This is a genomic window from Nocardia sp. GCM10030253 (genome assembly GCF_042675075.1).
Taxonomy (GTDB): domain Bacteria; phylum Actinomycetota; class Actinomycetes; order Mycobacteriales; family Mycobacteriaceae; genus Nocardia.
Map to the genome: position 1 here is coordinate 373,157 of NZ_JBHTDL010000005.1, position 12,616 is coordinate 385,772.

Here is a 12,616-nt window from a genome sequence, read left to right on the forward strand (position 1 = left end):
GGAGTTCGGCGTATCGAAGGCAGTGTTGGTCTCATGACCGGCACTGCCTTCTCCGTCTGGCCAGCACCCTTGCGCGCCGACCATCCCGTCCGCCCGCCGCGCGCTATTTCGGTGGCGTTCACCGGCCTCGTCGTCGCGCTGCTCTGCGGCGTCGGCGAGGCCCTCACCTATGTCGCGGTAAAGCTCGACAGCCCGAACGCCGATGTGGGCTCGCTCGCCACCGGTCTAGCCATGCGCGGCTGCATCTACCTGGTGGTTCTCGCCGTCGCCATCCGGATGACGCACGGTGCCCGCTGGGCGCGCGTCGTCCTCACCATCGGCATCGGCGTAGTCGGCCTCGCCTCGCTGATCATCGAGCCCGCGGCCGCCACGTTGTCCGCCAAGGAAATCGGCGACCTCTTCGACAACCTCGGCCCGTCGGCGGTGATCAACGGAATCTTCCGAACCGGACATGTCCTCGCCGTCCTGATCGCGATCCCCGCGATGTACCACCCCAGCGCGCGTCGCTACTTTCGCGCGGCGGCCCGGTCGTCTTCGTAAAACCACTCGGTTCCTCGCACATCGGGCAGGTGCGAGGAACCGGGAAGTCATACGAGGACTTGTTTACGCGAGGGCGGCGTCCAGGGTGATGTTGTCGACGCCAGCCAGAGCCTTGCTGACCGGGCAGCCTGCCTTCGCGGCGGCCGCCGCCGCGGCGAAGCCGTCGGCGTCGAGGCCGGAGACCCGGCCGCGGACAGTCAGCTTGATACCGCTGATGCGGAATCCGCCGTCCGGGTCCGGGCCGAGGGTGACGTCGGCGGTGACATCCAGGCTCTCCGGGGTGCCGCCCGCGTTGGCGATCTGCGCCGAGAGTGCCATCGCGAAGCACGAGGAGTGCGCCGCCGCGATCAGTTCCTCCGGGCTGGTCGTGCCGTCGGCATCGTCGGCGGCACGCTTGGGAAACGACACGTCGTACTTGCCGACTCCAGAGCTGGCCAGCTCGACCTGTCCCGAACCCTCCTGCAGGGTGCCGGTCCAAGCGGTGCGCGCGGTACGTGTGGGCATCACGGTCCTTTCACTGATGTTCGGAATCTCGATCCGCTCGAACCTACGCTTATCCGCCACTCCACGTCTCTAGGCCATACCTACAAAAGTTGGGTGCCGCGAGATCTGCGCTCAGGTCCTACGTGGAGTGCTGGTTGGGTTTTGGGCGTTGGACGCTACCGCCGCATCCGGCTGTTACTCCGGGTTGGTGACGCGGGCCAGCACGATGCCGCCGAGGATCAGCGACAGCGACAGCAGGCGGCCCGCGCTGAGCGGGTCCTTGTTGACGACGATGCCGAGGCCGATCGCGCCGACGGCGCCGATTCCCGTGAAGATCGCGTAGGCGGTGCCGACGGGGAGGGTCTGCATGGCGCGGGACAGCAGGTATACCGCGACAGCTCCAAGGACGAAGCAGATGACGGTGGGGACGAAGCGGGTGAAGTTTTCCGTCGGTTTGATGCTCTGCGACCAGATGATCTCCACTAGACCTGCGACGCCGAGGACGATCCAGTTCATGTCAGTACTCCTTGGCGAGGTTGCCGGCCGCCTCGATGGCGGCGGCGTAGGACGCGTCGTGCTTGCCGCGCAGTTGCGCCATCAGCGGGTCCTGGCGGGAGTTGGCCAGTTCGGCGTTCACGAAAACGGTGTCTTCGACGGCGTAGTGGCCTGCGAAGAAGTCACGCAGAAAGCGCTCCTGGTAGTCGTACGCGGCCTTGGGAGCACCCGGTGAGTAGGACCCGCCGCGGGCGGTGGCGACGACGAATCGCCTGTGTCCCAACGACATCCGAGGGAAAGTCACCTGATCCAGCCAAGCCTTGAGCGAGGCGGGGATCGAGTAGTTGTACATCGGCGTGCCGATCAGGATCACGTCGGCGGCCAGCAGTTCCCTGAGCAGCGGGGCCGCGATCGCCAAGGCATTGGCCTGTGCCGGGGTGCGCACCAACTCCGGGAGGCGATCCAGGTCGGTGCGGCCGAGGGCGAGCACCGTATCGCACAACTCGGTCCATGCCTCACCGATGAACGGCACCGGATGGGCCGCCAGATCCCGGTAGACGTAGCCGCCTTCCGGATTCTCGGCGCGCCAGGCCTCGGCGAAGGCGGCACTCACCGCTCGGCTGATCGACCGACGGCGGGCGCTCGCATCGAGATGCAGCAGTGTGCTCATTTTCCGACCTCCAATTAACTGGACATTATGTCCATTTCGCATCCACAATGACGTTAGGCGATAAGTGGACATCCTGTCCAGTTGTTCCCGAGTCGACTACAGTCGCAGACATGGAACCCCGATCTGACCTGCTCACCGGCGTTTCGCTGGGAGCGACGACGCCATCGGAGGCGACCACGCCCCCGCCCGCCGAGCGCACCGACGCGGCGCGCAACCGAGCCAAGGTGCTGGCGGCCGCCGCCGAACTGTTCGCCACCCGCGACCCGCGCACCGTGACGATGGACGACATCGCCAAGGCGGCGGGCGTCGGGCGCGGCACGCTGTATCGCCGTTATCCGGACAAGAATTCGATCGCCGTCGCGCTACTGGACGAGCACGAGCACGCGCTGCAGGAGAAATTGCTGCGCGGCGATCCGCCGCTCGGGCCCGGCGCACCCCCGGACGAGCGGCTCGCGGCCTTCTACGCGGCAATGGTCGAATTACTGGAAGCGCATGCGCATTTGGTGCTCGGCGCCGAGACCGGAGGGGCGCGGTTCCGAACCGGCGCATACGGGTTCTGGTATCTGCATGTGCGGGCGCTGCTGGTCGCGGCGGGCGTAACAGATCCTGACGCGCTGGTGGATCCGCTACTCGCGCCGCTTGCCGCAGAGGTATTTCAGCACCAGCGTGGACGCGGGCTGAGTGCCGCGCAGATTACGGCGGCACTGAACAAGCTGGCGCATTTCACCATCGGCGCGGCCACGCGTTGATCGGCTTTTGATCAGGCCATGTCCCGCCGATGCACCAGCCACAGTGTGCCCGCGACGAACACCATCACATAGACCGCAAGCGCGATCAACGACTCGGTCCGCGACAGAATATCGAGCACGCCCGGTGTCGCAGGCCCCTGCACCGTGCGCATCGCACCGGCCATCGAGCCCGCGGCCGTGCCGGGCAGATGATCGGTGATCACCTCGATCGGCGCGAAGATGCCAGCGACGCCACGCAGCAGGTTCTCCACCACCAGCACCCAGACCAGGCCGAGTCCGACGGCCAGCGCGGGACCGCGGGCGATTGCTCCGATCAACGCGCCTGCCAGCGTCCACATCCCGAGAATCGCGACGCCGGTAATGATTCCGTTCACCGTCTGATCGAAACCGGGCAACGTGAGCGACTGTGACTGCGACACCGCGATGATCGACGCAACCCCGATATCCGCCGCGAATGCGACGCACACCAAGGCGACCACCACGAACGCCAGGCTCATTACCGCACCGCCGACCGCGGCAACCCGCGAAGGCCCCTGGGTGAGCGCCGTTTTCCACGTGCCCCAGCCATATCCGCTTCCGATGGTCAGCGCACCGAGAATGAGCATCAGCGCACCACCGAACATTGCCATGCCCTGGGTGAAGATTTCCGGGACGGCCGCGGGCAGCATTTGCTGCAGCAGCACATCTTTCGGCAACCCATCCGACATCTGCGACGATTCGCCCGAGCTATAGGCGAGGTAGTTGAACAGGTACGAGAACGTGAGATTCAACAGAATCCAGGTTCCGAGAATGATCCAGAACGCGGGCCACTTCCGCAGCCGAAGCAGCTCCGCTCCCGTGCACGCCATCAGGTCTTTCATTGCCCGCCCGTTCATTTCGCCGCCTCCAGCCGAGTCATTTCGAAGAAGACTTCTTCGAGTGACTTCTCGTCGATCCGAAGTTCCAGCAGATCCGCACCGGCCTCGACCACCGCGCGAGCGACTGCCGGTGCGGTCTCGACGCCGGATTCGATCCGAATACCGCCCGCCGTCAGCAGCGCCGAACGGTCACCGACCACCCGCCGCACCGCGGGGAAGGCCAGCTCGAGCGGCTCGGCACGCAGCAATAGCGAAGAGGCGCCGCGTAATTCGGCGACGGTGGATTCCACAAGCAGGTTGCCGCCGGAGATCACGCCGACCCGGTCGCAGATCTCCTGTACCTCGCTGAGCATGTGACTCGACAGCAGCACGGTGTGCCCGTCACCGGCGAGCGTGGTGATCAGCTCCCGCATTTCGGCCATACCCTGCGGGTCGAGGCCGTTGGTCGGCTCGTCCAGGATCAATAGATCGGGACGACCGAGCAGGGCCGCTCCGACGCCGAGGCGCTGCTTCATGCCGAGGGAGTAGGTGCGGAACTTGTCGTCGGCGCGGCCCGCGAGACCGACTCGGTCCAGCGCCTCCTCGACGTCGGCGCGGCCGCGGCCACGGTATTTCGCCAGCACCCGCAGGTTGTCGCGGCCGGATAGGTAGGGATAGAAGCCGGGGCCCTCGATGAGGACACCGATCCGGCGGACCGCCGCCGGATCGCCCGGCGGATGGCCGAGCACTTTCGCGGTGCCGCCGCTCGGGCGGATCAAGCCGACCAGCATGCGCAGCGTGGTCGTCTTGCCCGCCCCGTTCGGGCCGAGGAATCCGTAGATCTCGCCTGCCCCGACACTCATGCTCACGCCGTCGACGGCGGCGTGGGCGCCGTAGCGTTTGGTCAGCCCTGCGGTGACCACGGTGGAATCTGTCATGCGTCGAGAATCCGCCAACGGCCAGGTCCGCCACATCCGTCGCGCGGCGCGTATCGCCGTACGTATCTGGGCCTACGCCCGTGACGTACCCAGCGAATACGCAGCGCGGCGGACGCTGAGCGGGGTGCGGCCTAATAGGCTGCAGGGGTGACAGCGCCAGGGGAATCGAAACGTGGCCCGGTCGTACGGGACTGGGTCCTCGCGTTCGCCGTCGGGGTGATCCAGCTTGCCGGGGGGCGTAATGCCAACTTGCGCCAAACCGGCGTGCACTCGCTGGACATGGTCGGCTATGCGCTATTGCTCGTCGGACCTGTTGCGCTCCTTTTGCGGCGATCGCGGCCGCTGCCCGTGCTGCTGGTGACGATCGCGTCCTGCGCGGTATATCTCCTGCGCGGATACGGCTACGGCCCGATCTTCATTTCGCTGGTGATCGCCTTCATCTCCGCGGCGGTCATCGGATCGCGTTGGTGGACATATCCGATCGTGCCGATCGGCTATCTCGCGTTGGTCTGGCCGCTGCCCACAGTGGTCGGGCACCCCGCCGACCCGTGGCTGGCGTTCGGGATGATCGCCTGGCTCGGCGTGCTGATTTCGATCGCCGAGGGCATCCGACAGCGACAGGCGGTGCTGGTGGCGCGCAGGCAGCGAGCCGAGGCCGCTCGCCGCGACGAACAGGCGCAGCGGCAACAGCGGGCCAGCGAGGAGCGTCTCGCCATCGCACGCGAGATGCACGATGTGCTCGCACACAGCCTTTCCCTGATCAATGTGCAGTCATCGGTGGCGTTGGAACTGTTCGACAAGAAGCCCGAGCAGGCCGCGTCGGCGCTTGCCGCGATCAAGACCGCAAGCAAGGACGCATTGGCCGAGGTGCACACGTTGTTGCACTCGATCCGCACAGGCGCGACGGCCGCCGAGATGGATGACGCACCTGCCGAGCAACCGCGCGACCGGATCAACGGCACCGCACGAGGGTCCGCGGCGGGCCGCGATGCCGACCGCGATTCGAGGCGGGCGCAACGCAATTCGGGTGCCGCGGACCGCGGGCCGACCGACGAGCAGGCAGCGCCGCTCCGTCCGCCTCCCGCACCACGGGCGCCGGCGCCGAGCATCGAGGATCTGGACACCCTGCTGCAGCGGGCACGCACGGCGGGGTTGACCGTGGACACGCGGGTCATCGGCACCGCACACCGACTGCCGAGCGTGATCGACGTGGCGGCGGCCAGGATCATCCAGGAATCGCTCACCAACGTGGTGCGGCACGCGCCCGGCGCCGCGGCAACGGTGACTGTGCGCTACACGGCGGAGTCGGTCGACATCACCGTCGACAACACCCGCCCCACCGGCACTCAATCGAGGTCGGGATCCAGCGGGGGCAACGGCGTTATCGGCATGCGGGAGCGGGCGCACGCTCTCGGCGGCGCACTCACCGCGGGTCCACGGCCGAGCGGCGGGTTCCGGGTCGCCGCCCGGCTACCGTCCACGGTGCAGGCACAGGACGCGGGCAACCCCAGCGGTTCCACCACCCAGGAGGTGTGATGACAGACCATCGCAGCGGGAATCAGGAGCCGCGGTGAGCATCCGGGTGCTCGTCGCCGACGATCAGGCGCTGGTACGCGGTGGTTTCGTCGCGCTGCTCGAGGCCCAGGACGGCATCGAGGTGATCGGTGAGGCCGACAACGGCGAACAAGCCGTTCGGATGACCCGCAGCCTCGCCCCCGACGTGGTGCTGATGGACATCAGGATGCCGATCCTCGACGGACTCGCCGCCACCAGAATGATCGCGGAGGATCCGAAGCTCGCCGAGGTGAAGGTGGTCGTGCTGACCACCTTCGAACTCGACGAGTACGTCTTCGAGGCAATGCGCGCGGGCGCAACGGGTTTCCTGGTCAAGCACACCGAACCGGCCGACCTCGTGCGCGCCGTCAGGGTGGTCGCCGCAGGCGATGCGCTGCTGTCCCCCGGCGTCACCCGCCGCCTGATCGCCGAATTCTCCGCACACGCCAAGCAGCCACCGCCCGCCGCTTTCACCGAGCTCACCGACCGCGAGCGCGAGGTGATGGCCCTGGTTGCCGAAGGCCTCACCAATGCCGAAATCGGCGAGCGCCTCTTCATGAGCCCGGCCACCGCCCGCACTCACGTCAGCCGAATCCTGATGAAGCTCGACGCCCGCGATCGCACCCAACTCGTCGTCATGGCCTACGAATCCGGTTTGGTCCGCCCCGGCTGGCAATAGCGGCCGATTTTCCCGGCTCGGCTTCACCGCTGACGGACTGCGGGCGGACGGCGCGGCGGGTGTGCTGGACTCGACCCGCCTGCCGTCGCCGAGGTACTCGAATCCCGAAGAGAGAAGTACGGAATCGACGAACTCGTCGTCCCCGGCGAGCTCGCCCGCGACTTCGCGCCGGTCCTGACCAGGTTCGCGCGATAGCCCGATTCAGCAGTTACAAGACGTGAAAAAGGTCGTCCCCCACTGGATTCCAGTGGGGGACGACCTTTCGATGCGGCGGGAGCTTATTCGCCCGAGGCAGCTGTCTCGGGAGCGCCTTCGCCTGCGGCGGTGGCGGTCAGCACGACTTCCGGCTTCTCCTCGGTCGCGGGCTCCTTGGTCAGCTTCGCCTTACCGGTGAAGGTGAACTTGGCGTCCTCGCCCGAGCCTTCGCCGTCCCAGCCCTCGACGTCGACCACGATGGTCTGGCCTGGGCCGATCTCGCCGAAGAGGATCTTCTCCGAGAGCTGATCCTCGATCTCGCGCTGGATGGTCCGACGCAGCGGCCGAGCGCCGAGCACGGGATCGAAGCCACGCTTGGCCAGCAGCGCCTTGCCCTGCGGAGCCAGCTCGATCGCCATGTCCTTGTTCTTCAGCTGCGTGGCGACGCGGTTGATCATCAGGTCCACCATCTGCACGATCTGGTCGGTCGTGAGCTGGTGGAAGACGATGACATCGTCGATACGGTTGAGGAACTCGGGGCGGAAGTGCTTCTTCAGCTCGTCGTTGACCTTGAGCTTCATCCGCTCGTAGTTCGAACCCTCGGCGCTGCTCTGGGTGAAGCCGAGACCGACTGCCTTGGAGATGTCCGAGGTACCGAGGTTCGAGGTGAAGATCAGCACCGTGTTCTTGAAGTCCACGGTCCGACCCTGGCCGTCGGTGAGACGACCGTCCTCCAGGACCTGCAACAGGGTGTTGTAGATCTCCTGGTGGGCCTTTTCGATCTCGTCGAACAGAACCACGGAGAACGGCTTGCGGCGCACCTTTTCGGTGAGCTGGCCGCCCTCTTCGTAGCCGACGTACCCGGGAGGGGCACCGAACAGCCGCGACGCGGTGAAGCGGTCGTGGAACTCGCCCATGTCGATCTGGATGAGCGCGTCGTCGTCGCCGAACAGGAAGTTCGCCAGCGACTTGGCCAGCTCGGTCTTACCGACACCGGACGGACCGGCGAAGATGAACGAACCGGACGGACGCTTCGGATCCTTCAGGCCGGCCCGAGTGCGGCGGATCGCCTTGGAGACGGCCTTGACGGCATCCTCCTGGCCGATGATCCGCTTGTGGATCTCGTCCTCCATGCGGAGCAGACGGGTGGTCTCCTCCTCGGTGAGCTTGAAGACGGGGATGCCGGTCCAGTTGGCGAGCACCTCCGCGATCTGCTCGTCGTCGACCTCGGCAACCACGTCGAGATCACCGGAGCGCCACTGCTTTTCACGCTCGGCGCGCTTGGCGACCAGCTGCTTTTCCTTGTCGCGCAGTCGGGCGGCCTTCTCGAAGTCCTGCGCGTCGATCGCGCTTTCCTTCTCCCGACGCGCATCGGCGATCTTGTCGTCGAATTCGCGCAGGTCCGGCGGAGCGGTCATGCGACGGATGCGCATCCGCGCACCGGCCTCGTCGATCAGGTCGATCGCCTTGTCCGGCAGGAACCGGTCGTTGATGTAGCGGTCGGCCAGTGTCGCCGCGGCCACCAGGGCACCGTCGGTGATGGAGACCCGGTGGTGCGCCTCGTAGCGGTCACGCAGACCCTTGAGGATGTTGATGGTGTGCTCGACCGTCGGCTCGCCCACCTGCACCGGCTGGAACCGGCGCTCCAGTGCGGCGTCCTTCTCGATGTACTTGCGGTACTCGTCGAGGGTGGTCGCACCGATGGTCTGCAGCTCACCACGGGCCAGCTTCGGCTTCAGGATCGAGGCCGCGTCGATGGCGCCCTCGGCGGCACCCGCGCCGACGAGCGTGTGCAGCTCGTCGATGAACAGGATGATGTCGCCGCGGGTGTTGATCTCCTTGAGCACCTTCTTCAGGCGCTCTTCGAAGTCACCGCGGTAGCGGCTACCCGCGACCAGGGAGCCCAGGTCGAGGGTGTAGAGCTGCTTGTCCTTGAGCGTCTCGGGGACCTCGCCGTTGACGATGGCCTGCGCCAGACCCTCGACGACAGCGGTCTTACCGACACCGGGCTCGCCGATCAGCACCGGGTTGTTCTTGGTGCGGCGGCTCAGCACCTGCATCACGCGCTCGATTTCCTTCGAGCGGCCGATGACCGGGTCGAGCTTGCCTTCGAGCGCGGCCTGGGTCAGGTTGCGACCGAACTGGTCCAGCACCAGCGAGGTGGACGGGGTGCCCGTCTCACCGCGGGAACCGGACTCGACCGGCTCCTTGCCCTGGTATCCGGACAGCAGCTGGATGACCTGCTGGCGCACCCGGTTGAGATCCGCACCCAGCTTCACCAGCACCTGCGCCGCGACGCCCTCACCCTCACGGATCAGGCCGAGCAGAATGTGCTCGGTGCCGATGTAGTTGTGGCCGAGCTGCAGCGCCTCGCGCAGACTCAGCTCCAGCACCTTCTTGGCACGCGGGGTGAACGGGATGTGACCGGACGGAGCCTGCTGGCCCTGACCGATGATCTCCTCCACCTGGCTGCGCACACCCTCCAGCGAAATACCGAGGGACTCCAGCGACTTCGCTGCGACACCCTCGCCCTCGTGGATCAACCCAAGCAGGATGTGCTCGGTGCCGATGTAGTTGTGGTTGAGCATCCGGGCCTCTTCTTGGGCCAGGACAACGACACGCCTCGCGCGGTCGGTGAACCTCTCGAACATCGCTCCCTCACTCTCCTGCTTCGACGTCTATGGCGTCCGACGCTTCAGTGTTCGACTGTGGCGCCAGCCTGCCATGAAGCCCGGGGGTTGCGGCCCCCGCCTCTACTCTAGTTGGCAGGGGTTCCCACCGCCTCCAGTCCACCCTATTGCGGACCAGCGACGGCACGGTCATTCACTCATAACGTGAACGTTGCGGGATTCGTTTCCACTGAGGTTTTGCCCTCAGCGAACAGCGACCGGATTCGACCCGCAATCCGCGGTGTGGGAGTTAACCGGTAAACGGGGGCACGAACTCGCACCCGACGTCCCGCAGGTGGGAAGGGTCGAGGGCATTGAGTACTAAGCTGGCGGCGCGTGGGCTGCCCGCGATCGCCAGATGGTCGGAGAAGTCCAGCGCACACCCGTCCTGGACAACGATGTTAGTGGCGTTCGGTCCGGGGACCATTCCCGAGGTGTAAGGGACAACGATCTCGTCGTATGCGGTCACGATGTTGGTGTAGGTGATGGTCGGCACGTAGACACCGTCGCTGTTGAGCTGAGTCAGGAAGGCCGAACCCTGGACGAGTTGCACGCAAGCCTGGCACAACGAACCCACCGTCGCCTCGAATGCGGGGCCGAGGCCGAGCCGGTCGGCGAACGCGGCGATCTCGCCGGCGCCGCCCGCATTGGAACCGCGCCAGGCCGGTGCGATCGACACATATTTATCGATCTTGTCGACGCCGCCGAGCCGCTTCGCGTAGTAGCTCGGCATTACCGTGCCCTGCGAATGACCGACTACATCGACTTTGCTCGCGCCGGTCGCCGCGAGGACGCGGTCGACGAAGGCGCCGAACTGCGCCGCGCTCTGCTCCATCGGGAGCATCCCGCCGACCGCTGAGATGGGCCATGGCAGCTCATAGGCGCCGTAGGTCAACGAGTACACGCAGTAGCCCGCATCGGCCAGCAGCGGCACATACACGCCCCAATTCGTCTGTGCGCCACCGCCGGTGCCGTGCGCGAGGACCACGGGATTCGGATGCTCGGCACTCGGGCGGCAGGACCAGTCGTTGGAGCCGGGCAGCGAGCCACCGTGGTCGATGAGCTCACTCGGGATGCCGGAGAAGAAGTTGTAGTCGACCGGATAGTGCTCCGCATGCGCAGAACTCGCCGCGCTGATCCACAGCGCGGCGAGCAGAATTGCGATTAATGCGGCGCCTGGAGCCCGTCGCATGAAGCCTCCCAGATTAGAACGTGTTCTAGGAAACTACCGCGCCGACAGCCCAGCAAGGGCGGAATTGCGGAGTATCAGGTCCAGCGGTGACCCGGGGCGCCGAACTGACCGGGGTACTGGCCGTGCACCTGCTGCGCCGAGAACTGTCCCGGCACCTGCGACTGCTGCGGCGCCGGCTGGGCGACGAAGCGGCCTTGCGCCGAATCGACGGCCGCCCCGGTCGCCGACGCGGTGTTGCGGGCGTGCTGCATACCGGCGACGAACAGCGCGCCGATCAGCACGAGGAAGGCCAGAGTGTGGAGGATGGCGCGGACGGTATTCCAACGGACCCACGCGGATTCGAAGTCGGCACGGACCTGTGCCAGATCGACGATCGCCGCCGGATCACCCGCGCCGGCGAGTTGATCGTTCAGCGGGACGTTCAGTCCGGAGGTCACCGCGAAGGCAATCACATTGAGCACCAGGGCGACTGCGATCCAGATGAGCGTGGTGCGATGGTCCTTGCCCAGGTGCAGTGCCGCCGCAAGGAGGCTGAAGGCGACGGTGCCCATGAACCCGATCATGAACGCGGGATTGATGATCACCACATTGATCTTCTGCATCACGTCGATCATGGTCCGATCGTCGGTGCGGTTCAGCGCGGGCATCACCGAGTTGACGTAGCTGAAGAACAGGCCGGCGATCAGGCCGGTGGCGAAGGTGGCCGCCACCAGTGCGGCGATTCGAAAGGCGGTCATGGGTTCTCCTCCGTGAAAGCTGTCGGAGTCCTCATCGCTCCGTTCATGACTCATAGTCAACAGTTTCCGAGCACAGCTCCCCATGGCTGAGACGCTCGGCCGACTACGCGATCGTCTACTCCCGCCGCGGCGGGAGTAGACCGAGGGAAAGGCGGCTCAAAGATCCCGGTCGGAAATGAGCCCGCTCTGCATGGCCAGGCCTGCCAGGCGAACCCGTTTGAGGTTCTGCGGCAGGCTTTCCACGCCGAACTTGGCGAACAGCGCCCGCAGATGCGTCTTGATCGCGTCGACGCTGAGGAACAGCTCGTCGGCGATCTGCTGATTGGACGCGGGAGTGGCGAAGCCGGCCCCGTTCTTGTACGGGCGGCACAGTGCGATCAGCACCGCACGCTGGGTCTCGGTGAGCGAGCGCAAAGTCGGTATCGAGCCGGTCGAGGTCCGGGTTGCCTCGTCGACAACACCCCCGAAATCATGGAAGGACACCAGCGAGGTTCCGACCCGAATTCGGTCACCGGCTATCAGCCTGCGCCTGCCGACCAACCGCTCGCCGTTGATGAATGTGCCGTTGCGAGACAGGCCGTCGTCGACGATGGTCCAGTGCGCGCCGAGGTACTCGACCGCGGCGTGCAGCCTGGAAACCTCGGCGTCCCACGGCAACGCCAAATCGGCCTGCGGGGAACGGCCGATGGTGACGCGCTGCTGATCCGGGGTGAGCATCAGCTCCTGCTGACGCCCATCGCCATCGGTGAACCGCAACAATGATCCGACGAATGCAGTCACTGCGCCGATACCTCAACTCTCCATACCGTCAGTGACATCGTCCGCACAGTTCCATGGTGCCGCGTCCCGGTTCAGCGAGCAAGATCGGCTCGGCCCGGC

At 66.1% G+C, this 12,616-nt stretch carries 13 protein-coding genes; 4 read left to right on the forward strand and 9 right to left on the reverse strand.

The features are described 5' to 3' along the window. Window positions 1–33: 33 nt before the first annotated feature. The gene (locus ACFQZZ_RS10120; RefSeq protein ID WP_378677266.1) at window positions 34–540 is read left to right on the forward strand and encodes a hypothetical protein; all 507 of its coding nucleotides are present in this window, start codon (window positions 34–36) and stop codon (window positions 538–540) included. Between the two features lie 63 nt (window positions 541–603). Here the strand turns inward: ACFQZZ_RS10120 and ACFQZZ_RS10125 are convergent, their stop codons facing one another. The 3 genes from ACFQZZ_RS10125 to ACFQZZ_RS10135 all read right to left on the reverse strand — a co-directional run bounded on the left by ACFQZZ_RS10125 (window position 604) and on the right by ACFQZZ_RS10135 (window position 2,188). Continuing rightward, entirely contained in the window at window positions 604–1,044 is a 441-nt protein-coding gene (locus tag ACFQZZ_RS10125; RefSeq protein WP_378677268.1) for an OsmC family peroxiredoxin, read from the reverse strand. Between the two features lie 174 nt (window positions 1,045–1,218). Then, a complete protein-coding gene (locus tag ACFQZZ_RS10130; RefSeq protein ID WP_378677271.1) occupies window positions 1,219–1,539 on the reverse strand; it encodes a DMT family transporter in 321 nt (106 codons plus the stop codon). Window position 1,540: 1 nt separating this feature from the next. After that, entirely contained in the window at window positions 1,541–2,188 is a 648-nt protein-coding gene (locus tag ACFQZZ_RS10135; protein ID WP_378677273.1) for an FMN-dependent NADH-azoreductase, read from the reverse strand. Window positions 2,189–2,298: 110 nt separating this feature from the next. On the opposite strand from ACFQZZ_RS10135, the gene ACFQZZ_RS10140 reads away from it, so the two are divergent. After that, window positions 2,299–2,937 carry a TetR/AcrR family transcriptional regulator gene (locus ACFQZZ_RS10140; RefSeq protein ID WP_378677275.1) on the forward strand — a complete coding sequence of 213 codons (639 nt, stop codon included), beginning with the start codon at window positions 2,299–2,301 and terminating at the stop codon, window positions 2,935–2,937. A gap of 11 nt (window positions 2,938–2,948) precedes the next feature. Here the strand turns inward: ACFQZZ_RS10140 and ACFQZZ_RS10145 are convergent, their stop codons facing one another. Next, complete coding sequence (locus ACFQZZ_RS10145) at window positions 2,949–3,812, reverse strand: ABC transporter permease (RefSeq protein WP_378677278.1); 864 nt, start codon at window positions 3,810–3,812, stop codon at window positions 2,949–2,951. Continuing rightward, window positions 3,809–4,711 (reverse strand): ABC transporter ATP-binding protein, encoded by a 903-nt coding sequence (locus ACFQZZ_RS10150; protein WP_378677281.1) that lies wholly within the window; start codon window positions 4,709–4,711, stop codon window positions 3,809–3,811. The genes ACFQZZ_RS10145 and ACFQZZ_RS10150 overlap by 4 nt, the downstream gene beginning before the upstream one ends. A 147-nt stretch (window positions 4,712–4,858) precedes the next feature. Here ACFQZZ_RS10150 and ACFQZZ_RS10155 point away from each other — a divergent pair, with 147 nt between their 5' ends. Both ACFQZZ_RS10155 and ACFQZZ_RS10160 read left to right on the forward strand, forming a co-directional pair. Then, window positions 4,859–6,247 carry a sensor histidine kinase gene (locus ACFQZZ_RS10155; RefSeq protein ID WP_378677284.1) on the forward strand — a complete coding sequence of 463 codons (1,389 nt, stop codon included), beginning with the start codon at window positions 4,859–4,861 and terminating at the stop codon, window positions 6,245–6,247. Between the two features lie 34 nt (window positions 6,248–6,281). Then, window positions 6,282–6,944 carry a response regulator gene (locus tag ACFQZZ_RS10160; RefSeq protein WP_378677287.1) on the forward strand — a complete coding sequence of 221 codons (663 nt, stop codon included), beginning with the start codon at window positions 6,282–6,284 and terminating at the stop codon, window positions 6,942–6,944. 278 nt (window positions 6,945–7,222) lie between these two features. Here ACFQZZ_RS10160 and ACFQZZ_RS10165 read toward each other — a convergent pair whose 3' ends face one another. From ACFQZZ_RS10165 to ACFQZZ_RS10180, 4 genes are all read right to left on the reverse strand, one after another. After that, entirely contained in the window at window positions 7,223–9,790 is a 2,568-nt protein-coding gene (locus ACFQZZ_RS10165) for an ATP-dependent Clp protease ATP-binding subunit (protein ID WP_378677290.1), read from the reverse strand. Between the two features lie 268 nt (window positions 9,791–10,058). Next, window positions 10,059–11,000 (reverse strand): esterase/lipase family protein, encoded by a 942-nt coding sequence (locus tag ACFQZZ_RS10170; protein ID WP_378677292.1) that lies wholly within the window; start codon window positions 10,998–11,000, stop codon window positions 10,059–10,061. Window positions 11,001–11,074: 74 nt separating this feature from the next. Then, window positions 11,075–11,737 (reverse strand): DUF1772 domain-containing protein, encoded by a 663-nt coding sequence (locus ACFQZZ_RS10175; RefSeq protein ID WP_378677294.1) that lies wholly within the window; start codon window positions 11,735–11,737, stop codon window positions 11,075–11,077. Window positions 11,738–11,893: 156 nt separating this feature from the next. Continuing rightward, window positions 11,894–12,517 (reverse strand): FHA domain-containing protein, encoded by a 624-nt coding sequence (locus ACFQZZ_RS10180; protein ID WP_378677297.1) that lies wholly within the window; start codon window positions 12,515–12,517, stop codon window positions 11,894–11,896. Window positions 12,518–12,616 lie beyond the last annotated feature (99 nt).

What these genes read in the sequence shown, in the direction of transcription:
- ACFQZZ_RS10120 (WP_378677266.1), top strand. Translation starts at nt 34, where the DNA reads ATGACCGGCACTGCCTTCTCCGTCTGGCCAGCACCCTTGCGCGCCGAC.
- ACFQZZ_RS10125 (WP_378677268.1), bottom strand. Translation starts at nt 1,044, where the DNA reads ATGCCCACACGTACCGCGCGCACCGCTTGGACCGGCACCCTGCAGGAG.
- ACFQZZ_RS10130 (WP_378677271.1), bottom strand. Translation starts at nt 1,539, where the DNA reads ATGAACTGGATCGTCCTCGGCGTCGCAGGTCTAGTGGAGATCATCTGG.
- ACFQZZ_RS10135 (WP_378677273.1), bottom strand. Translation starts at nt 2,188, where the DNA reads ATGAGCACACTGCTGCATCTCGATGCGAGCGCCCGCCGTCGGTCGATC.
- ACFQZZ_RS10140 (WP_378677275.1), top strand. Translation starts at nt 2,299, where the DNA reads ATGGAACCCCGATCTGACCTGCTCACCGGCGTTTCGCTGGGAGCGACG.
- ACFQZZ_RS10145 (WP_378677278.1), bottom strand. Translation starts at nt 3,812, where the DNA reads ATGAACGGGCGGGCAATGAAAGACCTGATGGCGTGCACGGGAGCGGAG.
- ACFQZZ_RS10150 (WP_378677281.1), bottom strand. Translation starts at nt 4,711, where the DNA reads ATGACAGATTCCACCGTGGTCACCGCAGGGCTGACCAAACGCTACGGC.
- ACFQZZ_RS10165 (WP_378677290.1), bottom strand. Translation starts at nt 9,790, where the DNA reads ATGTTCGAGAGGTTCACCGACCGCGCGAGGCGTGTCGTTGTCCTGGCC.
- ACFQZZ_RS10170 (WP_378677292.1), bottom strand. Translation starts at nt 11,000, where the DNA reads ATGCGACGGGCTCCAGGCGCCGCATTAATCGCAATTCTGCTCGCCGCG.
- ACFQZZ_RS10175 (WP_378677294.1), bottom strand. Translation starts at nt 11,737, where the DNA reads ATGACCGCCTTTCGAATCGCCGCACTGGTGGCGGCCACCTTCGCCACC.